The organism is Paracoccus sp. N5 (genome assembly GCF_000371965.1).
Lineage (GTDB): Bacteria > Pseudomonadota > Alphaproteobacteria > Rhodobacterales > Rhodobacteraceae > Paracoccus.
The window spans coordinates 2,093,900-2,116,866 of sequence record NZ_AQUO01000001.1 but is presented as its reverse complement, the minus strand read 5'-3'; the positions used below and the strand labels follow the sequence as shown (position 1 = coordinate 2,116,866).

Here is a 22,967-nt window from a genome sequence, read left to right as displayed (position 1 = left end):
CTCAGCCCTCCGCCAAGGGCGGCAGACCCAGGGCGGCGCGCTTCTCGGCCTCGGTCAGGAAGCTCGCCGCGTCGATGCGGCGCCAATGGCTGTCGCGCTCCTCGGCCAGTGCCGGAACCTGGTCCGGATCGGCCCGCAGGTCGATCTCGGCGCCCAGATGCTCGGACAGCCACCAGGCCACCGCACTCGCCACCCGCGCCACCAGGGGCAGCACGGTCAGCCGGTAAAACGCCCGATGCGCCTCGGCGTAATTGGCATAGGTCGCCTCGCCCGGAATACCGATCAGCATCGGCGGCACCCCGAAGGCCTGCGCGATCTCCCGCGCCGCCGCCAGCTTCGTCTCATGAAACTCCATGTCGCTGGGCGAGAACCCCATCGGCTTCCAGTCCAGCCCGCCCTCCAGCAGCATCGGCCGCCCGGCGTTCCGCGCGCCCTGGTGATGCATCTCCATCTCGGTCACCAGCCGGTCATACTGGTCGGGCGACAGGCTGCCCTGCCCGTCCGCCCCCTTGTAGACGATGGCGCCGCTCGGCCGCGCCGCATTGTCCAGCAGCGCCTTCGACCAGCCGGATGCGCTGTTGTGCACATCCACCGCCACCGCCGCCGCCTGCATCGGCGACAAGCCGTAATGATCGTCCAGCGGATGGAAGCTGCGGATATGGCAGATCGGATCCGGACTGCCCGCCATGTCGAAACGGTACTTGCGCCCGCCCACCGCATATTCATAGGCCGAGGGCCAGCCATCCTCGCCCGGCACCACCGCCATCCGGTCCGAGCGCAGCACATGCAGTTCGGCCGGCAGCCCCTTGGCACCCTCGCCCACGGCCTCCAGATAGCCGTTGCCGCTCAGCAGCACCTGCCCGAACAGCGCCTCGAACAGCTCGGCCCGGCCCTGCCCCGGATTGGGCCGGCGCAGCAGGTCCAGAACCGGATGCACGTCATAGCGCCGCTCGCGATCCTGACAGACCAGCGGCACGGCCGCGGCGGCCTCGGCGATCAGCCGCACGGCGCGGAACCCGACCGGATTGCCGACAAAGCCGGCATGGGTCAGGCTGACCGTGTCGCGCGGCGACCAGACCACCCGCCCCGAGCCTGCCGCCAGCGCCACCACCTTGCCCGCGGCGCTGGCCTTTCTCTCGACCTCGACGCCGGGCGATCTTGCGGGCGCAGCCGCTCGCCCGAACCAGGGAAATGCCATCGGTCCCTCCTGAATTTCCAATGAAAAAGGGCCGCGACCGCGACCCTTCGCAGGCCCCGAAAGGCCCTTCTCCGTTTCCCAAATACCCCGGGGGAACGTTTCGATGGCCCCATCGAGGGGCCAGCGAAACGTGGGGGCAGAGCCCCCTAGAGCCCCCGCACCGCCGGGCGCCGCCAGGCCGCACCGGGCTCGATCACCAGCTCATGAATGGCCCAGACCAGCGCATCCAGCCGGTCGGGCGAGCCCTTGCCGTCATAGCCCGCGACCGTCATGCGGCACATCTGGTCCTCCAGCGCGCCCAGGCCGCGCAGGTGATGCACCCGCCCCTGCTCGTAAAGCGCCGCCACCGGCTCGGCCCGCAGCCCCTTGCCGCGCCCGGCCCGCAAGGCCCGGAACGGCACCAGCGGATCGACCTGGCGGATCACGCTCTCGACCAGATCGCCGCCCTGGTTGACCTCGGCCACCAGCCGCTCGGCGCCATGGCGCTGCATCGCCGCGATGGCGGCCCGCGCCCAGTCCACCGGCCCGCCGCGGACCGAGGCATCTTCCAGCACATAGACCCGCCAATCGGTGATCGGCCCCGCGCTGACCACGCCCGCCACGACGATGCCGCATTCGTCCGAAGCCGCGCCCGAGGTCACCGCCGGATCAACCGCCACCACGATGCGCGACAGCTGCGGCGCCGTCTCGACCCGACAGCGCTCGACCATGCCCGTCGTCCACAGCGCCCCCTCGACATCCTCCAGCAGCAAGCCTTCCAACTCCTGCCGGCCCAGCCGCGTCCCGGCATAGCGCGCCTCGACCTCGGCCAGGAAGCTCTCGGCCAGATAGGCGCGGTTCGCCTCGGTCGGCGCATGGGTCGTGACCGTCGAGGCATTGCCCAGGATCCGCTTCAGCACCGCGACATTCTTCGGCGTGGTGGTGACGACCTGTTGCGGATGCTGCCCCAGCCGCAGCGCGAATTGCAGCATGTCCCAGCTGTCCTCGGCCTTCTTCCACTTCGCCAGCTCATCGACCCAAGCGGCGTCGAACTGCGGACCCCGCAGCGCCTCGGGCTCATGCGCCGAATAGACCTGCGCGGTCGCGCCATTCGGCCAGAGCAGCCGCCGCCGCCCGGCCTCCCAGACCGGACGCCGGTCGGGCGGCGAGCAGGCCAGGATGCCCGACTCGCCAAAGACCATCACGTCCCGCGCCTGGTCGAAGGTCTCGCTGACCAGCGCCACGCGCTGCGCCCGCCCCGGCGCGTCCGGCGTCGGCCCCTCGACCTGCGCGCGCACCCATTCGGACCCGGCCCGGGTCTTGCCCGCGCCGCGCCCGCCCATGATCACCCAGGTCTTCCAGTCGCCCTCGGGCGGCAGCTGATGCGGCAGCGCCCAGAACTCGAACAGCCACGGCAACGCGGCCAGGGCATTGTCGCTGAGCCCCCCCAGGAATTCGTCAACTTCCTCCGGCTCGGCGGAGGCAAGCCAGGCGGCGCCCGATTTCATCTCGTGCCGCGACAAGGTCGAGTGCGCCTGCACCGACCTGTCCGGCAGCATCCTTGCGAAGCTTGTCAACCTTGTTCCTTTCCTCCAGCACCATCTGGGTCGCGTCCCGCAGGGCGCGCACCAGCTTGCCGGATTCCTTCAAATCACCGGTCTCGCCCGCCGTGATCTTGCGGCGAAGCCGGTCCAGATCCGCCGCATAGGACCAAAACAGCCCGTCCGCGATCTCGACCACGCTCATGTCGGGCGCCCCGCCGGCGCCCGGGCTCATGTCAGGCGCCATGCCGGCGCCGGGCACGAAAGGCCCTTCCGGAGCCTCCGGCCCCGGATCGAAATTCATCGTCATTCGTGTGTCGCCCTGCCCTCGTGTGCCTGTCCGCACGAGCGAGACATGAAAAAAGCGGCCTCAGGTCGCCCGACCCGGCCGCTTGCCCATTTCTCCCAGCATGGATAAGTTCTACTTTAGGGCGTTCGGTGAGTCAACGCAAAACCAGGGGTTGATCAACCACCCGTTAATCCCCGTTGAAAAACAATGAACTAACCCGCGCAACACCAGCGCACGACCCGCGCAACAGCGGCCGAAAACCGGGCGGAATCGCTCGGGAATCGCCCCCGCATCAGCCGGATTTCTTCAGCGCCTCGGCCTTGGCGCGCGCCTCGGCGGCGGCGGCGACGGCGGTGCTGGCCTCGTCCTGCATCTGCTGGGCATAGCTTACCATGGTCGCGGCATAGGCTTCGGACCAGTCGGCATAATCCTCGGCCTGCATGGATTCGGCCTTGGCGCGCAGCTCCTCGGCCTTGGCGCGGGTCTTGGCGACCTGCTCGTCCCAGCCTTCCTGCATCTGGCCCCATTGCGAGCGGACATTCTCGCTCGCATCGTCCAGATAGCCCTGGATCTGCTTGTTCAGATCCTCCTGCCGGGTCTTGGCATTCTCCTGCCGGGTCTTGGCATTCTCCTGCCAGCGCCGGGCACTGGCCATCAGGCCGTCGCCCTTGGCCTCCATCTCCTCCTGCCATTTCTTGACCCGCGTCTCGAAGCCGCGGGCATTCTCGGCCAGGCCGGACAAAAGATCGGACAGTTTCATCGCACCATCTCCGTCACAGGGAATGACGCAGATGGTGCCCCGCGGCCGCGCGCTTGTCAAAGGCCGGGGTCAGTCGCCCTGGACCGGAGACATCGCCTGGCCGCGCTGCCGCTCGATCTCGCGCCAGCGCTTCACGTTCTGGTTGTGCTCCTCCAGCGTGCGGGCAAAGGCGTGCCCGCCCGAGCCATCGGCCACGAAGAACAGGTAATCCGTCGCCTCGGGATTCAGTGCCGCCTCGATCGAGGCCTTGCCGGGGTTGGCGATGGGCGTCGGCGGCAGGCCCTCGATCTGATAGGTGTTGTAGGGCGTGCGCCGGCGCAGCTCGGACCCGCGGATGCCGCGGTCCAGCACGCCCTCGCCCTTGGTGATGCCATAGATCACCGTGGGGTCGGTCTCCAGCCGCATGCCCTGCCGCATCCGGTTGACGAAGACGCTGGCCACCACGCGGCGCTCATCCGGCACCGCCGTCTCCTTCTCGACGATCGAGGCCATGATCAGCGCCTCCTCGGGCGTCTGATAGGGCAGCCCCTCGGCCCGCTTCTCCCAGGCCGCGGCCAGGCTCGCCGCTTGGCGCTTCTCCATCTCGGCGATCAGCGCGGCGCGGTCGGCGCCCTTCTGCACGTCATAGGTATCGGGGGCGAGGCTGCCCTCGGCCGGCAGCTTCGCCACCGTGCCATCCATGAAGCCGGCCTGCTTCAGCCCTTCGACCACCTGCCAGCTGGTCACGCCCTCGGCGACGCTGATGCGCAGCCGCGAATCCGCGCGGGCCTCGGCATCGGCCAGCACCTGCGGCGCGGGCTCGGTCGCCGGGTTGTATTTCGCCTGCTCGGCCATCAGCCCGGTCTCGCTGTCGATGTCGCGCAGGATGACCGAATTCTCGCGCACGCCGATGCGATAGACCACCTCGGTGCCGCAGGTCGAAGGCCCGCCGGCGGTGATGACCGCCACCACCTGCTCCATGCTGCTTTTCGGCGGCACCAGATAGCTGCCGAACTTCAGATCGCGCGATTTCCCGGCGTAATCCGCGCCCGCCCGAAAGATATAGGCGTTCGAGACCACGCCCTGATCGGCCAGCTGCTCGCTGACCGCGCTCAGGCTGGCGCCCGGCGCCACCCGCACGCAGGCGGCGGTGGCGCTGGGGCCCGGGGCCACGTATTGATGCTTGGCCCAAGCGATCGCCGCCGCGACCGCGATCAGGATCACGATCAGCAGCGTCAGGAAATTCGACGCGATATGGCGCCAGATCATTCCCGGACCCGCCCCATCACCAGGCTGGCGTTGGTGCCGCCGAAGCCGAAGCTGTTCGACAGCACGTAATCCACCTTGCGGCGCACGGCGGCATTGGCGGCCAGATCGACCGGAGTCTCGCGCGCCGGATTGTCCAGGTTGATCGTCGGCGGGCAGATCTGGTCACGCAGCGCCAGGATGCAGAAGATCGCCTCGACCGCGCCGGCCGCGCCCAGGAGGTGCCCGATGCTCGACTTGGTCGAGGACATCACCACATTGCCCGCCGCCTCGCCCAAGAGCCGCTCGACCGCGCCCAGCTCGATCACGTCGGCCATGGTCGAGGTGCCATGCGCATTGATGTAGTCGATATCGGCCGGCGACAGGTTCGCGCGCGCCAAGGCATTGGTCATGCTGCGGAAACCGCCGTCGCCATCCTCGCTGGGGGCGGTGATGTGATAGGCGTCGCCCGACATGCCATAGCCCAGGATCTCGGCATAGATCTTGGCGCCGCGGGCCTTGGCGTGCTCGTATTCCTCCAGCACGACGACGCCGGCGCCCTCGCCCATGACGAAGCCGTCGCGGTCCTCGTCCCAGGGGCGGCTGGCGGCCTTGGGGTCGTCCTCGCGCTTGGTCGACAGCGCCTTGCAGGCGTTGAAGCCGGCGATGCCGATCTCGCAGATCGGGCTTTCGGTGCCGCCCGCGACCATCACGTCGGCATCGCCCAGCATGATCAGCCGCGCCGCGTCGCCGATGGCATGGGCGCCGGTCGAGCAGGCGGTGACCACCGCATGGTTCGGCCCCTTGAAGCCGAAGCGGATCGAGACCTGGCCCGAGACCAAGTTGATCAGCGCGCCCGGAATGAAGAAGGGCGAGACCCGTTTCGCACCGCGTTCCTTGATCAGCACGGCGGTATCGGCAATCGACGACAGCCCGCCGATGCCCGAGCCGATCAGCACGCCGGTGCGCTCGCAATCGGCCTCGCTCATCGGCTCCCAGCCGGAATCGCGCACCGCCTGCGTCGCGGCGGCCATGCCGTACAGGATGAAATCGTCGACCTTGCGCCGGTCCTTGGGCTCCATCCACTCGTCGGGGTTGAAGGTGCCGCCCGTGCCGTCGCCGAAGGGAATCTCGCAGGCGTATTTCGTCTGCACGCCCGAGGTGTCGAAGCGGGTGATCGGTCCGGCGCCGGATTCTCCGGCCAGCAGCCGGGTCCAGGTCTCTTCGACTCCGCAGGCCAGCGGCGTGACCATCCCCAGTCCGGTGACGACAACTCTGCGCATGCAAGGGGCTCCTTCCCAAGGCTCAATCGCGCAGGTTCTACACGCGGCCCGCCGGCCACGCAACGCCAAGCCGGCGGCCTGGGCGGCGCTCTGTCGTTGAACTTGCCGCAAATCCGCCTATTCTGCACCCGCAGCACGCCCGCACAGAAAAGGACGAAGCCGGATGACCTCGCAGACGCAGGCCAATGCCCAAGCCGCCCTGGACGAGATCCAGACCGTGACCTCGGTGATCCTGCCCGAGCCCCCGGCCGCCGTGCCGCCGCTGGAACAGGCCGACCCGGCCGTGGCCGCGCAGATCCGCCAGCGCATGGACGAGATCGACATCCGGGACTCGGGCTCGATCGTGCATTTCGGCGCCCGCGCCCAGAACGAGCTGCAGGAAATCAGCCAGGCCATGCTGGCCGACGTCAAGAACAAGGACGTGGGCCCGGCCGGCGAGTCGCTGCGCGAGATCGTGACCACCATCCGCGGCTTTTCCGTCACCGAACTCGACGTGCGCCGCCAGCGCAGCTGGTGGGAAAAGCTGATGGGCCGCGCTGCGCCCTTCGCGAAATTCGTCGCCAATTACGAACAGGTGCAATCGCAGATCGACCGCATCACCGTCGAGCTGGACCAGCATCAGCACCGGCTGCTGAAGGACATCAAGTCGCTGGACCTGCTCTATGACCGCACGCTGAACTTCTATGACGAGCTCGCGCTCTATATCGCTGCGGGCGAGCACAAGCTGGCGCAGATCGACCGCGAGGACATTCCCGCCAAACAGGCCGCCGTCGAGGCCGCGCCCGAGCCCGACAAGGTCATGGCCGCGCAAGAGCTGCGCGACCTGCGCGCGGCCCGCGACGACCTTGAACGCCGGGTGCATGACCTGAAGCTGACGCGGCAGGTGACGATGCAGTCGCTGCCCTCGATCCGGCTGGTGCAGGAAAACGACAAGTCCCTGGTGACAAAGATCAATTCCACGCTGGTGAACACGGTGCCGCTGTGGGAAACGCAGCTGGCGCAGGCCGTCACCATCCAGCGCGGCGCCGAGGCCGCCCGCGCGGTCAAGGAGGCAAACGACCTGACCAACGACCTGCTGACCGCCAACGCGAAGAACCTGCGCCAGGCCAATGCTCAGATCCGCACCCAGCTGGAGCGCGGCGTCTTCGACATCGAGGCGGTGCGCACCGCCAATGCCGAGCTGATCTCGACCATCGAGGACAGCCTGCGCATCGCCGACGAGGGCCGCGCTCGCCGCGCCGCCGCCGAAGAGGATCTGCGCACGATGGAGAGCGAATTGCGCCAGACCCTCGCCTCGGCCAGCCCCCGCACCCCCAGCCCGACGCAAGCGCCGTGACCGGGCCGGCCCGCTCCTGCCTGGCGCTCGCGCTGCTGCTGGCGCTGGCCGCCTGCTCGGACCAACCGCCCGAGCCCGAGACCCCGCCGCCCGCGGTCGAGGTGCCGCCGCCCGAGCGTCCCGAACCGCCCCGCGCCGACCAGGCCGCCCTGCGCCGCGAGCGTGCCGAAACCGCCCGCGCCGCCGCCGCCCGCGCCGATGTGGCCGCCAATACCCCCGCCAGCCGCAACATGCGCGACTATCTGGCCGGCATCGAACAGGCGCTGATCGCGCGCGGCCGGCTGCGCACCGACGACGGCAGCGACATCGCCCTGACGCCCGAGAAGCTGGCCGAGGATTTCGTCGAGGTCGCCCTGCATGACGAATACCTGCGCCAGGGCGGCAAGCTGATCTCGCGCCCGACGCCCGCGCCGCTGCGCCGCTGGCAGCAGCCGGTGGCGATCCGGCTGGAGTTCGGCGACTCGGTCGCGCCGGTGCAGCGCAACCGCGACCGCGCCGAGATCGCCGATTTCGCCGCCCGGCTGCAACGGGTCAGCGGCCATCCGGTCGGGCTGACCGGCGCCGCGGGCAATTTCCAGGTGCTGATCCTCAGCGAGGACGAGCGCCGCGCCATCGGCCCCCGGCTGGCCAGCCTGGTGCCCGGCATCCCCGAGGGCGACATCGCCGCCCTGCGCGACCTGGTGCCGCAGAACTATTGCACGGTTTTCGCCTATTCCAGCGGCAGCTCGCCGGTCTATTCGCAGGCCGTGGCGCTGGTCCGGGCCGAGCTGCCGCCGCGCCTGCGCCGCTCCTGCATGCATGAGGAACTGGCGCAGGGCATGGGCCTTGCCAATGACAGCCCGCGTGCGCGGCCCTCGGTCTTCAACGACGACGAGGAATTCGCCTATCTGACCCGGCATGACGAGCTGTTGCTGAAGATCCTCTACGACCCGCGCCTGCGCCCCGGCATGTCCGAGGCCGAGGCCCGCCCCATCGTCTTGCAGATCGCCCGCGAGCTGCTGGGGACCGAGATTTGACGCGAAGCGCCGCCCTGCCGGCCCTGCTGCTGACCGCCCTGCCTTCTCGGCACCGGCCCAGCGGCGGCGGATGCGTTGCCGGGCGCGGTGCAATGGCTGATCGACCGCTCGGGCGACCCCGACCGCATCGGCCGCGACATCGGCCCCTATCCGCTGGACGGCAGCGGCATCGTGGCGCTGGACCCGCTGACCGGCTTTGCCACCAAGCCCGCGCCGACCCCGCCGGCGCCGGACGCGCGTTTCTACACCGTGCTGGCAGGCAAAAACGGTCATGATGTCGCTGCCATCGCGCTGGTCATGGCCGACAATGCGCCAGTCTGCGGCGAATCTCTGGGCGCGATCGGCGTCGATACCGGGCTCGCGTCGATTGTGACGGCAACAGGCAACCGGGCGCTGAACGGCTTGTTCGAACAGCTGGAAGCCCGCGGCAGCGACCTTTACGACGCTCTCTCCAGCCAGCTGCCGCTACGAGGCTTGCCCACTATCGTGACCCTGCCCGACGGCACCCAGGTACCAACCTCCAGAAGCGGCCACGGGGATGGCGGCTACGAGTTCTTCCGTCTCGACGATGTGCAGGGCCAGACGGTAGCCTATTTTCTGGATTTCCTCGGCGACAGCAAAGGGGAATGGATCGACCCGCCGCCCTGCGCTAACGTCTGAGAGCATCCCAAGGACGAGGCTCCCATGTCGCTCTTCAACATCCTCGGCGGCGAGTTCATCGAGATCATCGAATGGACCGACGACAGCCGCGACACCATGGTCTATCGCTTCCCGACCGTCGGCAAGGCAATCAAATACGGCGCCAAGCTGACCGTGCGCGAGGGCCAGGCCGCCGTCTTCATCCACGAAGGGCAGCTTGCCGACGTGTTCCAGCCCGGCCTCTACATGCTGGAAACGAACAACCTGCCGATCCTGACCCGGCTGCAGCACTGGGACCACGGCTTCCGCAGCCCCTTCAAGTCGGAAATCTATTTCGTCAACACCACCCGCTTCAACGACCTGAAATGGGGCACCAAGAACCCGGTCATCGCCCGCGATCCCGAATTCGGCCCGGTGCGCATCCGCGCCTTCGGCACCTATTCCATGCGCGTGACCGACCCCGGGCGCTTCATGACCGAGATCGTCGGCACCGACGGCGAATTCACCAAGGACGAGATCACCTTCCAGCTGCGCAACATCATCGTACAGGAATTCTCGCGCATGATCGCGGGCTCGGGCATCCCGGTGCTCGACATGGCGGCGAACACGGCGCAATTCGGCCAGTTGGTCGCCAAGGCGATCAGCCCGACGGTCGCCGAATACGGCCTGACCATCCCGGAATTCTATGTCGAGAACATCAGCCTGCCCGACGAGGTGGAAAGGATGCTCGACAAGCGCACCTCGATGGGCATCGTCGGCGACCTGAACCGCTTCGGCCAATACGCCGCCTCCGAGGCGATGCTGAACGCCTCGCAACAGCCGGGCGGCGCGGGTGCAGGGATGGGCGCGGGCATCGGCGCCGGGCTGGGCGTGGGGCTGGGCGCCGCCATGGCGCAGCGCGGTCCCTGGGGCGCCGTGCCCCAGCAGCAGGCCCCGCAGAGCCCGCCGCCGCTGCATCCCGAAACCGTCTGGCACATCGCCGTCGACGGCGCCGCGCAAGGCCCCTATGGCCGCGCCCATCTGGGCCGGCTGGCGCAGCAGGGCGGCTTTTCGCGCGAAACCCTGGTCTGGACCCCGGGCCAGGACGGCTGGAAACCGGCCGAGGATGTGGCCGAACTGGCCCAGCTCTTTACCATCGCCCCGCCCCCGCCGCCGCCCCCGGTGCCCAAGGGCTGACGCATGCCGACACCACCATCGGAATACCGCTATCCGTGCGAGAATTGCGGCGCGAGCCTGGAATTCTCGCCCGGCCAGCAAAGCCTGGTCTGCCCCTATTGCGGGCACGAGCAGCATATCGGCCCCGGCCCCGCCCGCGCCCCCGCCCGGCAGGCGGCGCAGGGGCCCTGGGGCGACCGGGTCATCCTGAACGACCCCTCGACCGGCCGCGCGCTGCAATGGGACAGCGGCCACAAGTCCGACCTGCGCGAGATCCCGCTGGAACAGGGGCTGCGCCTCGACGCAGGGTCCGACCTGGCCGAAACCGTCCGCACCCTCTCCTGCCCGAATTGCGGCGCCAAGGTCGAGATCACCTCGGACCAGCACGCCTCGACCTGCCCGTTCTGCGCCACGCCGGTCGTCACCGACACCGGCGCCACGAGGCAGCTGAAGCCGCAGGGCGTGCTGCCCTTCGTCATCACCGAGGCGCAGGCGAAATCGGCGCTCGACGACTGGATGAAAGACCTGTGGTTCGCGCCCTCGGGCCTGACCGCCTATGCCCGGCGCGGCAAAAGGATGAACGGGGTCTATTCGCCCTTCTGGACCTTCGACGCCGACACGCGCTCGCAATACAGCGGCGCGCGCGGCGACTGGTATTACGAAACCGTCTATGTCACGCAGACGGTCAACGGCCGCCAGCAGCGCGTGGCGCAACAGGTGCGCCGCACGCGCTGGACGCCGGTCTCGGGCCAGGTGGCGCGGAATTTCGACGACGTGCTGGTGCTGGCGGCCAGCGCCCTGCCGCGCCGCATCACCGATGCCCTGGCACCCTGGGACCTGTCGCATCTGGTGCCCTACAGCCCGGAATACCTCGCGGGCTTCCTGGCCGAGGGCTACACCATCCCGCTGGCCGCCGGCCATGACATCGCGCGCCAGGAAATGGCCGGCGTGATCGCCATGGACGTGCGCCGCGCCATCGGCGGCAACGAACAGCAGATCGCCAGCATCCAGACCCGCTACGCGGACGAGAGCTTCAAGCATATCCTGCTGCCGGTCTGGACCGCCGCCTATCGCTACAACGGCCAGAGCTACCGCTTCGTGGTCAACGGCCAGTCCGGCCGCGTGCAGGGCGAGCGGCCTTGGTCGGTGTGGAAAATCACGCTGGCCGTGCTGCTGGCCCTGGCGGTCGTCGCCGCCCTGCTGTGGCTGAACGAACGCGGCGGCTATGTGCGGATCGGGGCCGGCGCGCTCACGCCGGATATTTCCATCAGCGGCAGTTACCGCTATCAGTCGGACAACGGACCTTGAGGGAGGGGGGCGTCATGATCCTGTGCGCCGGTGAATCGCTGATCGACATGGTGCCCGAGGGCGCCCATTACCGGCCGCTGCCCGGCGGCGCGGTCTACAACACCGCCATCGCCCTGGGCCGCATCGGCGCGCCGACCGGCTACCTGTGGCCGATCTCGCGCGACGGCTTCGGCGAGATGCTGCTGCGCCCGCTGGCCGAGGCGCATGTCGACACCGGCCTCTGCCCGCGCAGCGACCGGCTGACCACCCTGGCCTTCGTCACCCTGACCGGGGGCGAGGCGCGCTATGCCTTCTACGACGAAGGCTCGGCCGGCCGGATGCTGGCGCCCGAAGACCTGCCCGAGATCCCCGAATCGGTCTCGGCCCTGTTCGTGGGCGGCATCAGCCTGGTGCCCGACCCCTGCGGCGCGGCGATCGAGGCGCTGGTCGAACGGCTGCACCCCCGCGTCCCGGTCATGCTCGACCCGAACATCCGCCCCTTCTTCATCAGCGACGAGACCGGCTATCGCGCCCGGCTGGAGCGCCTGCTGGCGCGGGCCGACCTGGTCAAGCTCTCGGGCGACGACCTGGAATGGCTGATGCCGGGCGCGCGCTTCGAGGAAGCCGCCGCCGCCATCCTCGCCAAGGGGGCGAAGGTGGTGCTGCAGACCGGCGGCTCGGCCGGGGCGCGGGCGCATTGGCAGGGCGCGCCGCTCGACGCCCCCGCCACGCGGGTCGAGGTCGCCGACACCATCGGCGCCGGCGACACCTTCAACGCGGGCGTGCTGGCGGCGCTGCACCAGTCGGGCGCGCTCAGCCGCGCGGGCATCGCCGCCCTGACCCCGGAAACCCTGCTGCGGGCGCTGACGCTCGGCACCCGCGCGGCGGCGATCACCGTCTCACGCCCCGGCGCCAACCCGCCCTGGCGGCACGAGCTGGACGCCCTGCCCGCCTGATGCTGCAACGGCCGCCCCGGGAAAGCGGCCGTGTGGCTTTTCTTCGTTGTTCAAATACCCATAGGACAGCGCCGCTGGAGCCGCCGCATGGGTATTTAAGCAACAAAGAAGACACCTGCGTTACGCATGACGGGCACCGATCCCGCGAATTACAGCGCCGCGAATTCCGCCTTCTGTCGCGCGGTCCAGCGCACCAGCAGGTGCACGCCGGTCTCCGTCATTTCCTCTGAAACGACAATGCCCTGGCGATGCAGCCAGGCGCGGCGGCGGCCGTCCTCGGCGGGCAGGCGCAGCTCGGCCTCCTCGGACGGTTCGTCCAGCGCCTCGGCCAGGCGCGCATCGACGGCGGCCAGCAGGTCCGCGATGCCCTCGCCCGACAGCGCCGAGATCGCCTGCACGCCCTCGGTGCGGGCGTCGGTGCGGCGCAGGGCGGCGCGGGTTTCGGGCGACAGCGCGTCGATCTTGTTCCAGACCTCGATCAGCGGCACGTCCTCCTCGACGCCCAGCGATTCGAGGATCTCGCCCACGTCGCCGGCCTGTTCCTCGGTTTCGGGATGCGAGATGTCGCGGACGTGCAGGATCAGGTCGGCGGCCAGCACCTCTTCCAGCGTGGCGCGGAAGGCGGCGACCAGCTCATGCGGCAGGTCGCTGATGAAGCCCACGGTGTCGGACAGGATCACCCGGCGGCCGCCCGGCAGCACCATCTGCCGCATGGTCGGGTCCAGCGTGGCGAAAAGCTGGTCCTGCGCCAGCACCTCGGCCCCGGTCAGCCGGTTGAACAGCGTGGACTTGCCGGCATTGGTGTAACCCACCAGCGCCACGATGGGATAGGGCACCTTGGCGCGGGCCTTGCGGTGCAGTTCGCGGGTCTTGACCACCCGCTCCAGCTGCCGGCGCAGCCGCACCATCTGTTCGTCGATGGCGCGGCGGTCGGCCTCGATCTGGGTCTCGCCGGGGCCGCCGACGAAGCCCAATCCGCCGCGCTGGCGTTCCAGGTGGGTCCAGGCCCGCACCAGCCGGGTGCGCTGATAGGCCAGCGCCGCCAATTCCACCTGCAGCACCCCCTCGCGGGTCTGCGCCCGGTCGGCGAAGATCTCCAGGATCAGCCCGGTGCGGTCCAGGATCTTGACGCCCCATTCCTTTTCCAGGTTGCGCTGCTGGACCGGCGTCACCGGCCCGTCGATCAGCACCAGCTCGGCGCCCTCGCCCTCCGCCGCCGCCTTCAGATGTTCGCCGATCTCTTCGCGCTTGCCCTTGGAAAACAGCATGCCGGCATCGGGGTTGCGCAGCCGCGCCACCTCGGCGCCCGTCACCTCGATCGCCGGCAGCGCATGGGCCAGGGCCACGGCCTCTTCCAGCGCCAGCTCGGGCGAGCGGCGGGTGCGTGCATTGCCCAGATCCGGATGGATCACATAGGCGCGGGTCGGCCGCTCTTGCGTTTCCGACAGCTCGGCCAATCAATCCTCGCCGTCGTAAAGGCTGATCGGCTGGCCGGGCATGATGGTCGAGATCGCATGCTTGTAGACAAGCTGCGACTGGCCGTCCCGGCGCAGCAGCACGCAGAAATTGTCGAACCAGGTGATGACGCCCTGCAGTTTCACACCATTGATAAGAAAAATCGTCACCGGAACCTTGCCCTTGCGGACATGATTCAGGAAAGCGTCCTGGAGGTTCTGTTTGTCGCCGGCCATTCGATGCACCTTGTTCTTATCGCTGGTTTTCAAGACTTAGGCGAGGCGCGGGGCGCTTGCAAGCCGGTGATCGGCGCTAACGGCGCCAGTATTCGGGCGAGAACAGCGCCAGGATCGCCAGCGTCTCGAGCCGCCCGACGATCATCGCCGCCGCCAGCACCGCCTTGGTCAGCCCGGGCAGGCCGGCCCAACCTTCCCAGGGCGCGCCCGCCATGCCGGCCGAGCCCTGGAAGGTCGGCGTCAGCGGGATTGCGCCGGCCAGCGGGCCGGTATTCGTCAGCGCCGCGATCGACAGGATCGTCGCCGTGTCGAATTCGATCTGCTGCAGCGAGATCAGCATGACCGTCACCGCGATGGAGCTGGCGAAGAGCATGAAGAAGATGAAGGCGAGATAGGCCCCCTCGCGCCGCAGCCGCCGCGCCATCAGCCCGCCGCCGCCGACGGAGCTGGGATGGACGATCTTTTCCAGCTCGCGCTCGGAGTGCCGCGCCAGGGCATAGACCCGCAGGAGCTTCACCCCGCCGGCCGTGGTGGCGACGCCGCCGCCCATCATGGCCAGCCCCGCCAGCATCAGCCCGGGCGAGGAAAGCCCCGACCAGTTGCGCGCGCCCTGCCATTCGACCGAATTCCAGCCGGTCGTGGTCAGGTAGCTGAGCCCGTTGAAGATGCCGCCCCAGGCGGCGGACAGCGCGCTGTCCAGCGTTTCCAGCACGCCCTTGGCACCCTGGGGCGAGACGCCGATGGCGCCGGCGAAATGGCGCAGGAACAGCATGGCCGAGACCATCAGCACCACCCCCGCCGCCATCTGCAGCTCGGGGTCGCCGCGCCAGCTGTCGCTGACGGTCAGCTCGCCGCCGCCGGGCCAGAAGCGGCGCGACAGCGCCGGGATCAGGAACAGGAAGATCACCATTTCCCCGGCGATGCCGCTGCCCTGCCCGGCCGGGCCGTTCACCGGGCTGATGCCGCTGGTCGAGAGCGTGCCCAGCGCCCGGGTCAGGGCGATGAGCCCGGTCTCGCCCAGCATCAGCAGCACCGTCCACATCAGCAGCGTCAGCCCGGCGTAAAGCGGAAACACCGCCCGGGCGGCGCGGATCACCCGATGCACCGGGTCGACCAGCTCGGTCTGGAAGGCGGGGGCCGAGAGATGCGTCACCACCGGCCGCGATTCGGTCGAGCGCGGCAGCCGCTCGAAGCGCTCGCTGCGGCCATAGGGCGAGGACAGGATCTCGAACCCGCCGACCCGCAGGGGCGCCAGCAGCGCCACGGCGGCGATCAGCATGAACAGCCCGCCCAGCCAGCCGACCAGCGCCCGCCACAGGTGCAGGGGCGGCGCCAGCAGGTCGGCGGCGTAAAGCGAGGCGCCGGTGGTGGTCAGGCAGGAGATCATCTCCCACCAGGCGTTGAAGAAGCCGGTGTCGGGCAGCGCCAGCGCAAAGGGCACCGCCAGCGCCGCCGGCAGCACCGCCATGGTGCCGAGCATGGCCAGAAGCACGCTGCGCGCCTGCGGCCCGGCCGGCCTTTCGGCGGTGGCCAGCCCCAGGATCGCCGACAAGAGCACGACCAGCCCGGCGCAGCCCAGGAAGATCGAGCCGATCTTGTGCTGGTCGGTGGCATGGGCGTAAAGCCCGGGCAGCACCATCGCCGCTCCGCCGATCCCGGTCAGGACCACCATCAAGGGCAGGCGCGTCAGCCACCCCATCGCGGCCTCAGAAGAAGTCGATCGAGACCTGAAGCAGGCGCTCGACCTCGGGGACGTCGGATGTCAGGGCAAAGATCACCACGATGTCGCCCTCTTCGATGCGCAGGTCGCCGGTGGGCTTGACCACGCGCTCGCCCTTCTGGACGGCGCCCATCAGCGCGCCCTCGGGGAATTCGATGTCGCGCAGGGCGCGCCCGGCGATGGGCGAGGTCGAAAGCACCTGCGCCTCGATCACCTCGGCCTCGGCATCGCCGATGGAATAGATGTCGCGCACGCGGCCATGGCGGATATGGCGCAGGATGGTCGAGACCGTGCTGGCGCGCGGGTTGATGAAGGCGTCGATGTCCAGGGGCTCCATCAACGACATCAAGGTCGGGTCGTTCACCAGCGAGATGGCGAGCTTCGCCCCCGCCTGCTTGGCGCGCACGGCGGCCAGGATATTGGTCTTGTCGTCATCGGTGATCGCCAGCACCGCGTCGGCGCGCGGCACGGCGGCCTCTTCCAGCAGTTCGGCCGAAAGCCCGTCGCCGTTCAGCACGATGGTGCGGTTCAGCGCATCGGCGGCATCCTCGGCCCGACCGCGCGAGCGCTCGATCAGCTTGACGCGCACCCGCTCGGGCCGGGCCTCCAGCGCCTGGGCCACGGCAAGGCCGACATTGCCGGCGCCGATGATGACGACGCTTTCCTGTCGCGCGGCGGGCTTGCCGAAGATTTCCAGCGTGCGCGGCACGTCCTCGGTGCGGGTGAAGACATAGACCTGGTCGCCGTCGAACAGCTGGTCGCCCGGCTCGGGCGCGAACAGCCGCCCGCCGCGCCGGACGCCGCTGACGATGGCGCTGAGGCTGGTGAACATCTCGTTCAGCTGCCGCAGCGGCGTGTTCAGCACCGGGCTGTCGGGGTCGAGCACGATGCCCAGCAGGTGCAGCCGGCCGTCGAGGAAGGTCTCGGCATCGAAGGTCGAGGGCGCCGACAGCCGCTGGATCGCCGCCCGCGCCACCTCGCGCTCGGGGCTGATGACCACGTCGATGGACAGGTGGTCGGTGCGATAGAGATCCGACCAGATCGCATCGAGATAGGCCGGGCTGCGCAGCCGCGCGATCTTTCTCGGCACCTGGAAGACGGAATGCGCCACCTGGCAGGTGACCATGTTCACCTCGTCCGAATGGGTGGCGGCGATGATGAGGTCGGCGTCGCGGGCGCCGGCGCGGTCCAGCACGTCGGGATGGCTGGCGAAGCCGGTCACGCCCTGGACGTCCAGCGCGTCGGTGGCGCGCCGGATCAGCTCGGCGTTGGTGTCGATGATGGTGACATCGTTGCGCTCGCCGGCGAGATGGCGGGCGATGTGCCAGCCGACCTGCCCCGCTCCGCAGATGATGATCTTCATTCCGGCCCCGGTTCATGCCCTTCGTGAAGCGCGATCCTAGCGCGGCGTTCCCGCGACGGATACTGGGAAAAGTGCGGCGAGGAATAGCAGGCAGGCCGAAGCTTCGCTGTCGCATGGGTATTTGAAAAACGGTGAAAGCGATTAGCCGTTTCTTAACCTTTGCACGCTAAGCCAGTCATGCGGTACAGGCTGGGGAGCCGATGACCGCAAACGGTGAAGCGCCCCGGATCGCCCTGGAATCCAAGCCTTGGCCTCCCGGCGGTCTGGGGCGCAACCTTTCTCATTCACCGTTTTCCAAATACCCATGCGACCGCGCAACCGGCGCAGGGCTGGGGTCACTTCCCCATCATCTCCTCCTCGACGCGCACGCCGCCGACCACGCCGAGCGATTTCAGCTTGCGATGCAGCGCCGAGCGTTCCATGCCGACGAATTGCGCCGTGCGGCTGATGTTGCCGCCGAAGCGGTTGATCTGTGCCAGCAGGTATTCCCGCTCGAAGAGCTCGCGCGCCTCGCGCAGCGCCAGGCTGGTGATCTGCGGGCCCAGCGCCAGGGCCTCGCCGGTGCTGGCGCCGCCGTTCTGGGTTTCCAGTTCCGAGGGCAGGATCGGGCCCGGGCCGTCGCCCAGGATCAGCACCCGCTCGATCACGTTGCGCAGCTGGCGGATGTTGCCCGGCCAGTTCATCGCCTGCAGCGCGGCGCAGGTTTCCTCGGGCAGGGCGCGCTGCGGCAGGCCCTGGGTCGCGTGGAAGACCTCGATGAAATGCCCGGCCAGCGTCGGGATGTCGTCGCGGCGCTCGGCCAGCGAGGGCACCGCCACCGGCACCACGTTCAGCCGGTCGTAGAGTTCCTGGCGGAAGCGGCCGGCGGCGATTTCCACCGCCAGGTCGCGGTTGGTCGAGGAGATCACCCGCAGGTCGACCCGCACCTTGTCCGTGCCGCCGGCGCGCTGGAATTGCTGTTCGGTCAGCACGCGCAGGATCTTGGGCTGGGTGCCCAGCGGCATGTCCGCCACCTCGTCGAAATAGATCACCCCGCCATGCGCCTGTTCCAGGAGCCCGGGCTCGATGCCGCGTTCCGAGGTTTCGCGGCCGAAGAGCACCTCTTCCATGTGGTCGGGCTCGATGGTGGCGCAGGGCACGGTGACGAAGGGTTCGCGGGCGCGCGGGCTGTGGGCGTGGATGTAGCGCGCGGCGCTTTCCTTGCCCGCCCCCGGCTCGCCGGTCAGCATGATGCGGCCGTTCGACTTCGACACCTTGTCGAGCTGTTCGCGCAGCCGCCGGAACGGCGCGGAATTGCCCAGCATCTCGGCCGCCCGCGCCTCGACCCGCTTCAGCGTCGCATTCTCGTGGCGCAGCCGCGAGGCCTCCATCGCGCGGCGGATCACCACCAGCAGCTGGTCGATGTTGAAGGGCTTCTCGATGAAGTCATAGGCGCCCTGCTTGATCGCCGCGACCGCGATCTCGATATTGCCATGGCCCGAGATGATGACCACCGGCACGTCCGGGTTGTTGCGCTTGACCTGTTTCAGGATGTCGATCCCGTCCATCTTGCTGTCCTTCAGCCAGATGTCGAGGATCATCAGCGCCGGCTCCGAGAGGTTCAGCTCGGCCACCGCCTGGTCGGAATTGGCGGCGAGGCGGGTCGCATAGCCCTCGTCGCGCAAGATGTCGGAAATCAGTTCGCGGATGTCCCGCTCGTCATCGACAATCAGAATATCGCTCATTTTGTTGTTTCCTGCTCGTGTTTCTGGCGTCGTGTGGACAGGCGCACCGGCTGGCGCTCGCGCGGCAGGCGGATTTCGGCCATGGCGCCCTGTCCGTCGGGGGCGTCGGTCAGGGACAGGCTGCCGCCATGTTCCTCGACGATCTTCTTGACGATGGGCAGCCCGAGGCCGGTGCCGCCGGGCTTCATCGTCACATAGGGCTCGAAGAGCCGGGTGCGGTCCTCGGGCAGGCCCGGGCCGTTGTCGGTGATGCGGATGGTCACCGCATCGGGCGCGGCCAGCATCTGGACCGCGACCCTGGGCTGCCAGCCCTCGGGCGGGGCGGGGCGCAGCTCGTCCAGCGCCTCGCCGGCGTTCTTCAGGAGGTTGGTGAAGACCTGCCCCATCATGCCCGCATCGGCATCGACGATCACCGGCTGCTCGGGAATGTCGGCGACCAGCGCGCCTTGCAGCGCGTCGCGCTGCATCAGCGCGCTGTCGCGCAGAAGCTTCGCGAGGTCGGTTTCCTTGCGGTCCGGCTCGGGCATCCGGGCGAAACGGCTGAATTCGTCGACGATGCGGCGCAGGTCGCCCGTCTGGCGGATGATGACACCGGTCAGCTGCTCCAGCGCCTCGGCATCGTCGCCGGCGACCGGGGCGAACTTGCGCTTCAGCCGCTCGGCCGAAAGCTGGATCGGGGTCAGCGGGTTCTTGATCTCATGCGCCACCCGCCGCGCCACGTCGCCCCAGGCCGCCATGCGCTGCGCCGAGACGAGGTCGGTCACGTCGTCCAGCGCCACGACATAGCCCTCAAGGCCGCCGGCCGCGCCGCGCCGGATCGCCATGCGCACCAGCAGGCTTTCGACGCGGCCCTCGCGGGTCAGGCGGATCTCGTCCTGCACCGATTCGGCGACGGAATGCTCCAGCCGCTGGAACAGCGGGGCGAATTCCGGCACCGCATCGGACAGCAGCCGGTCATGCGCCGCCGCCGGATCCAGCCCCAGCAGCCGCGCGGCCGAGCGGTTCAGGAAGTCGATCTCGCCCGCCGCGTCCAGGCCGATCACCCCGGCGGTGACCGAGGACAGCACCGAATCGAACAGCCGGCGCTGGTCGTCGGCGGTGCGATAGCTTTCGACCAGCTCCAGCCGCTGCTGCTTCAGTTGCCGGGTCATGCGGTTGAAGGCCTGGCCCAGGGTCTGGATCTCGTCCCCGGTGTCGGGCTCGGGGATCTGTAGGTCCAGGTTGCCCTCGCCCACCTGCTCGGATGCCTCGGCCAGCCGGCCGATCGGGCGCGACAGCCGGTCGGCGAACCACAGCCCCAGCCACATCGCCGCCGCCACCAGCAAAAGCGCGAAGCCCAGGTAGACCAGCGAGAATTCCAGCAGGATGCGGCCGCGTTCCTTTTCCAGCCGCTGGTAGTCGCCGACGGTCTGCCGGGTGTCGTCGAGCAGGCCCAGCAGCTTGCCGTCCACGTCGCGGGTGACGTAGAGATAGCGGTCGGCCAGCGGCGTCAGCGGCACCAGCGCGCGGAATTCGTTGTTCTTCCAGTCCTCGATCAGCACCAGCCCCTGGCTCGCGGCCTCGTCGAACTCGGCGGGCGTCGGCTGTTCGTACCAGAACTGATAGCTGCGCTCGCCGCGGGCGCGGATGGTGCCGCTGCCGTCGATGACATAGGCCTCGCGCAGCCCGCGCTGGATCTTGCTCTGATACTCCGTCAGCAGCAGCCGCAGGTCGCCGTCGTCCAGCAGCGGCTTGCGCCGCACCTCCTGCATCAGCGCGCCGGCCAGCAGCTTGGCGTCATTGGTCAGGTCGCGGCGGTGCTCTTCCTGATAGGCCTCGGCGGCGGAAAGCGAACTGGCCACCACCGATTGCACCTGCCCCGAGAACCAGCCCTCGAGCCCGATGTTCAGCGTCAGCCCGGCAAACAGCGCCACCAGCACCGTGGGCACCAGCGCGATGGTGGCAAAGACGCCGACCAGCCGCGTATGCAGCCGCGAGCCGGCGGCGGATTTGCGTCGTGCGGCAAAGATGCGCGCCATGCGCGCCACCACCAGCCCGGTCAGCACGATCAGGTAAAGCAGGTCCGCCAGCAGCACCAGCCGCAGCGCCGAGCCGCCCGGCTCGGCGGTCGAGAACGGGCCCATGACCGCGAAGGTCAGCGCCGCCAGCACCGGACCCAGCAGCGCCAGCCCCAACGTCGCGGCATTGCGATATAGCCGCAGACGCCGCAGCCGCGCGACGCGTTCCCATGTGCCTCTGGACAATGTGCCTGCCACCGTGCCCGCCTTCGCCTTCGCCGCTGTGTCGCGGCCTTGCTGTGGCCGTTCAGCGACTAGCGTGCGGCCATCTGTGGCCGTTTTACATCAGCTTGCGGCGCCTTGTCACTTCGATATTCAGGTCGGTGAGCTTCTTGCGCAACGTATTGCGATTTATCCCCAGAAGATCGGCGCATCTCAGCTGATTGCCGCCGGTGGCATCCAGCGCGATCTCCAGCAGCGGCTTTTCGATCTCGCGCAGGATGCGGTCGTAAAGCCCGGGCGGCGGCAGGTCGTCGCCATGCAGGTCGAAATAGCGTTGCAGATGCATCTCGACCGATTGCGCCAGCCGCATGGTCGCCGGCTCGGCCAGCATCGCGGGCGCGCCCGGCGCGGCGGGACCGTGGCCGGGCTGGCTCGGCGGCGGCGACGGCAGGATGGGCGCGGCCTGCGCCAGCGGCGCCGATTCGCTCAGTGCGGCGCGGGCCTCGGCCTCGGAGATTTCGTTGCCGGCGGCGGTCAGCGCCATGCGGCGCATCATGTTCTCCAGCTCGCGCACATTGCCCGGGAAGGCATAGGCGCGGATCAGCGCGGTCGCGCCTTCGGACAGCGTGCGCTGCGGCAGGCCCTGCGCGGCGGCCCGGGCCAGCAGGTGACGCGCCAGCGGAGGGATGTCGTCCACCCGCGCCCGCAGCGGCGGCACGGTGATCGTCACCCCGGCCAGCCGGTAATACAGGTCGGCGCGCAACCGGCCGGCCGCGACATCGGCCTGCGGGTCGGGCCCGGTGGTCGAGACCAGGCGCGGCATCTGGTTGCGGCCGGGACCGACTTCCCAGGCCTCGATCATGCCGATCAGCCGGGCCTGCGCGGCGCTGTCGAAGCCGGCCGGATCCTCGATCAGCAGCGTGCCGCCCTGGGCGCGGTCGCCGGCGCGGTGGATCGCCTCTTCGGAAAGGTCGGCCGAGGTCAGCACGACAAAGCCCGCCTCGCGCCGGTCCGACAGGTCGTGGAACGAGCGCGCGACCACGGTCTTGCCCACCCCGGCCTCGCCCGCGATCATCACCGGCAGGTCGGCGTTCAGCACCCGCGCCACCATGCGGAACAGGTTCTGCATCGCCGGCGCATGGCCGATCAGCGGCAGGGTCGGGTCGGCCGCGCTTTCCGGCACGGCCGCCGCCGGCGCCGGGTCCGACCTGCGCACCCGCCGCGACAGCGCCTGTCCGGCCCGCGTCATCAGGTCCGGCAGGTCGAAGGGCTTCGGCAGATAGTCGAAGGCCGCGGCCTCGGTCGCGCGGATCGCGGTCACGATGGTGTTCTGGGCCGAGATCACGATCACCGGCAGGTCGGGCCGCGCCTTGCGGATCGCCGGGATCATGTCGATGCCGTTGCCGTCGGGCATCATCACGTCGGTGATCACCAGGTCGCCCCGGCCCTCCTCGACCCAGCGTTGCAGCTGCGCCAGCGAGCCGGTGGCGTGGACCCGGCAGCCGGCGCGGGTCAGGGCCTGGGTCAGCACCGTGCGGATGGTGCGGTCGTCGTCGGCGATCAGAACGGTGCCGTCCATGGGGAAAC

Annotated in this window: 19 protein-coding genes; 6 read left to right on the top strand and 13 right to left on the bottom strand. The window is 69.2% G+C overall.

The annotated features are described in order from the left end of the window. Nucleotide 1: 1 nt before the first annotated feature. From PARN5_RS0110600 to fabF, 6 genes are all read right to left on the bottom strand, one after another. On the bottom strand, nt 2-1,198 hold the full coding sequence (locus PARN5_RS0110600) for a phage portal protein (protein ID WP_017999748.1): 1,197 nt from the start codon (nt 1,196-1,198) through the stop codon (nt 2-4). Nucleotides 1,199-1,344: 146 nt separating this feature from the next. Further along, the gene (locus tag PARN5_RS0110595) at nt 1,345-2,685 is read right to left on the bottom strand and encodes a terminase family protein (RefSeq protein WP_017999747.1); all 1,341 of its coding nucleotides are present in this window, start codon (nt 2,683-2,685) and stop codon (nt 1,345-1,347) included. After that, entirely contained in the window at nt 2,636-3,028 is a 393-nt protein-coding gene (locus tag PARN5_RS0110590) for a hypothetical protein (RefSeq protein WP_017999746.1), read from the bottom strand. The genes PARN5_RS0110595 and PARN5_RS0110590 overlap by 50 nt, the downstream gene beginning before the upstream one ends. Nucleotides 3,029-3,299: 271 nt before the next feature. Then, nucleotides 3,300-3,767, bottom strand: coding sequence for a hypothetical protein (locus PARN5_RS0110585; RefSeq protein WP_017999745.1), 468 nt, complete (start codon nt 3,765-3,767; stop codon nt 3,300-3,302). Nucleotides 3,768-3,836: 69 nt separating this feature from the next. Then, nucleotides 3,837-5,015, bottom strand: a complete 1,179-nt coding sequence (gene mltG, locus PARN5_RS0110580; RefSeq protein WP_017999744.1) for an endolytic transglycosylase MltG — start codon at nt 5,013-5,015, stop codon at nt 3,837-3,839. After that, nucleotides 5,012-6,274 (bottom strand): beta-ketoacyl-ACP synthase II, encoded by a 1,263-nt coding sequence (fabF, locus tag PARN5_RS0110575; protein WP_026155332.1) that lies wholly within the window; start codon nt 6,272-6,274, stop codon nt 5,012-5,014. Before fabF ends, mltG begins: the two co-directional genes overlap by 4 nt. Nucleotides 6,275-6,437: 163 nt before the next feature. On the opposite strand from fabF, the gene PARN5_RS0110570 reads away from it, so the two are divergent. The 6 genes from PARN5_RS0110570 (at nt 6,438) to PARN5_RS0110545 (ending at nt 12,663) form a co-directional block, all read left to right on the top strand. After that, nucleotides 6,438-7,610: a toxic anion resistance protein gene (locus tag PARN5_RS0110570; RefSeq protein ID WP_017999742.1), complete on the top strand. Its 1,173-nt coding sequence runs from the start codon at nt 6,438-6,440 to the stop codon at nt 7,608-7,610. Continuing rightward, on the top strand, nt 7,607-8,626 hold the full coding sequence (locus tag PARN5_RS0110565; protein WP_017999741.1) for a DUF2927 domain-containing protein: 1,020 nt from the start codon (nt 7,607-7,609) through the stop codon (nt 8,624-8,626). The genes PARN5_RS0110570 and PARN5_RS0110565 overlap by 4 nt, the downstream gene beginning before the upstream one ends. A 75-nt stretch (nt 8,627-8,701) precedes the next feature. After that, the gene (locus PARN5_RS0110560; RefSeq protein ID WP_017999740.1) at nt 8,702-9,286 is read left to right on the top strand and encodes a hypothetical protein; all 585 of its coding nucleotides are present in this window, start codon (nt 8,702-8,704) and stop codon (nt 9,284-9,286) included. A 24-nt stretch (nt 9,287-9,310) separates the two neighbouring features. Beyond that, nucleotides 9,311-10,441, top strand: coding sequence for an SPFH domain-containing protein (locus PARN5_RS0110555; RefSeq protein ID WP_017999739.1), 1,131 nt, complete (start codon nt 9,311-9,313; stop codon nt 10,439-10,441). Between the two features lie 3 nt (nt 10,442-10,444). After that, the gene (locus tag PARN5_RS0110550; RefSeq protein ID WP_017999738.1) at nt 10,445-11,728 is read left to right on the top strand and encodes a zinc ribbon domain-containing protein; all 1,284 of its coding nucleotides are present in this window, start codon (nt 10,445-10,447) and stop codon (nt 11,726-11,728) included. A 14-nt stretch (nt 11,729-11,742) separates the two neighbouring features. After that, a complete protein-coding gene (locus PARN5_RS0110545; RefSeq protein WP_017999737.1) occupies nt 11,743-12,663 on the top strand; it encodes a carbohydrate kinase in 921 nt (306 codons plus the stop codon). A gap of 149 nt (nt 12,664-12,812) precedes the next feature. Here PARN5_RS0110545 and hflX read toward each other — a convergent pair whose 3' ends face one another. The 7 genes from hflX to PARN5_RS0110510 form a co-directional block, all read right to left on the bottom strand. Continuing rightward, the gene (gene hflX, locus PARN5_RS0110540) at nt 12,813-14,120 is read right to left on the bottom strand and encodes a GTPase HflX (protein ID WP_017999736.1); all 1,308 of its coding nucleotides are present in this window, start codon (nt 14,118-14,120) and stop codon (nt 12,813-12,815) included. Then, complete coding sequence (gene hfq, locus PARN5_RS0110535) at nt 14,121-14,354, bottom strand: RNA chaperone Hfq (protein WP_017999735.1); 234 nt, start codon at nt 14,352-14,354, stop codon at nt 14,121-14,123. A gap of 76 nt (nt 14,355-14,430) precedes the next feature. Next, complete coding sequence (locus tag PARN5_RS0110530) at nt 14,431-16,053, bottom strand: potassium transporter TrkG (RefSeq protein WP_017999734.1); 1,623 nt, start codon at nt 16,051-16,053, stop codon at nt 14,431-14,433. Between the two features lie 7 nt (nt 16,054-16,060). Beyond that, nucleotides 16,061-17,437 (bottom strand): Trk system potassium transporter TrkA, encoded by a 1,377-nt coding sequence (trkA, locus tag PARN5_RS0110525; protein WP_017999733.1) that lies wholly within the window; start codon nt 17,435-17,437, stop codon nt 16,061-16,063. Between the two features lie 335 nt (nt 17,438-17,772). Beyond that, nucleotides 17,773-19,161 carry a sigma-54 dependent transcriptional regulator gene (locus PARN5_RS0110520; RefSeq protein WP_017999732.1) on the bottom strand — a complete coding sequence of 463 codons (1,389 nt, stop codon included), beginning with the start codon at nt 19,159-19,161 and terminating at the stop codon, nt 17,773-17,775. Next, nucleotides 19,158-21,416 (bottom strand): PAS domain-containing sensor histidine kinase, encoded by a 2,259-nt coding sequence (locus PARN5_RS0110515; protein ID WP_026155331.1) that lies wholly within the window; start codon nt 21,414-21,416, stop codon nt 19,158-19,160. The genes PARN5_RS0110520 and PARN5_RS0110515 overlap by 4 nt, the downstream gene beginning before the upstream one ends. A gap of 82 nt (nt 21,417-21,498) precedes the next feature. Further along, on the bottom strand, nt 21,499-22,959 hold the full coding sequence (locus PARN5_RS0110510) for a response regulator (RefSeq protein WP_017999730.1): 1,461 nt from the start codon (nt 22,957-22,959) through the stop codon (nt 21,499-21,501). Nucleotides 22,960-22,967 lie beyond the last annotated feature (8 nt).

Excerpts from the sequence above, each read along its gene's own strand:
- PARN5_RS0110585 (WP_017999745.1), bottom strand. The coding sequence starts at position 3,767 with ATGAAACTGTCCGATCTTTTGTCCGGCCTGGCCGAGAATGCCCGCGGC.
- PARN5_RS0110510 (WP_017999730.1), bottom strand. The coding sequence starts at position 22,959 with ATGGACGGCACCGTTCTGATCGCCGACGACGACCGCACCATCCGCACG.
- hfq (WP_017999735.1), bottom strand. The coding sequence starts at position 14,354 with ATGGCCGGCGACAAACAGAACCTCCAGGACGCTTTCCTGAATCATGTC.
- PARN5_RS0110600 (WP_017999748.1), bottom strand. The coding sequence starts at position 1,198 with ATGGCATTTCCCTGGTTCGGGCGAGCGGCTGCGCCCGCAAGATCGCCC.
- PARN5_RS0110550 (WP_017999738.1), top strand. The coding sequence starts at position 10,445 with ATGCCGACACCACCATCGGAATACCGCTATCCGTGCGAGAATTGCGGC.
- fabF (WP_026155332.1), bottom strand. The coding sequence starts at position 6,274 with ATGCGCAGAGTTGTCGTCACCGGACTGGGGATGGTCACGCCGCTGGCC.
- trkA (WP_017999733.1), bottom strand. The coding sequence starts at position 17,437 with ATGAAGATCATCATCTGCGGAGCGGGGCAGGTCGGCTGGCACATCGCC.
- PARN5_RS0110520 (WP_017999732.1), bottom strand. The coding sequence starts at position 19,161 with ATGAGCGATATTCTGATTGTCGATGACGAGCGGGACATCCGCGAACTG.
- PARN5_RS0110590 (WP_017999746.1), bottom strand. The coding sequence starts at position 3,028 with ATGACGATGAATTTCGATCCGGGGCCGGAGGCTCCGGAAGGGCCTTTC.
- PARN5_RS0110595 (WP_017999747.1), bottom strand. The coding sequence starts at position 2,685 with ATGAAATCGGGCGCCGCCTGGCTTGCCTCCGCCGAGCCGGAGGAAGTT.
- PARN5_RS0110545 (WP_017999737.1), top strand. The coding sequence starts at position 11,743 with ATGATCCTGTGCGCCGGTGAATCGCTGATCGACATGGTGCCCGAGGGC.
- PARN5_RS0110555 (WP_017999739.1), top strand. The coding sequence starts at position 9,311 with ATGTCGCTCTTCAACATCCTCGGCGGCGAGTTCATCGAGATCATCGAA.
- PARN5_RS0110570 (WP_017999742.1), top strand. The coding sequence starts at position 6,438 with ATGACCTCGCAGACGCAGGCCAATGCCCAAGCCGCCCTGGACGAGATC.
- mltG (WP_017999744.1), bottom strand. The coding sequence starts at position 5,015 with ATGATCTGGCGCCATATCGCGTCGAATTTCCTGACGCTGCTGATCGTG.
- PARN5_RS0110530 (WP_017999734.1), bottom strand. The coding sequence starts at position 16,053 with ATGGGGTGGCTGACGCGCCTGCCCTTGATGGTGGTCCTGACCGGGATC.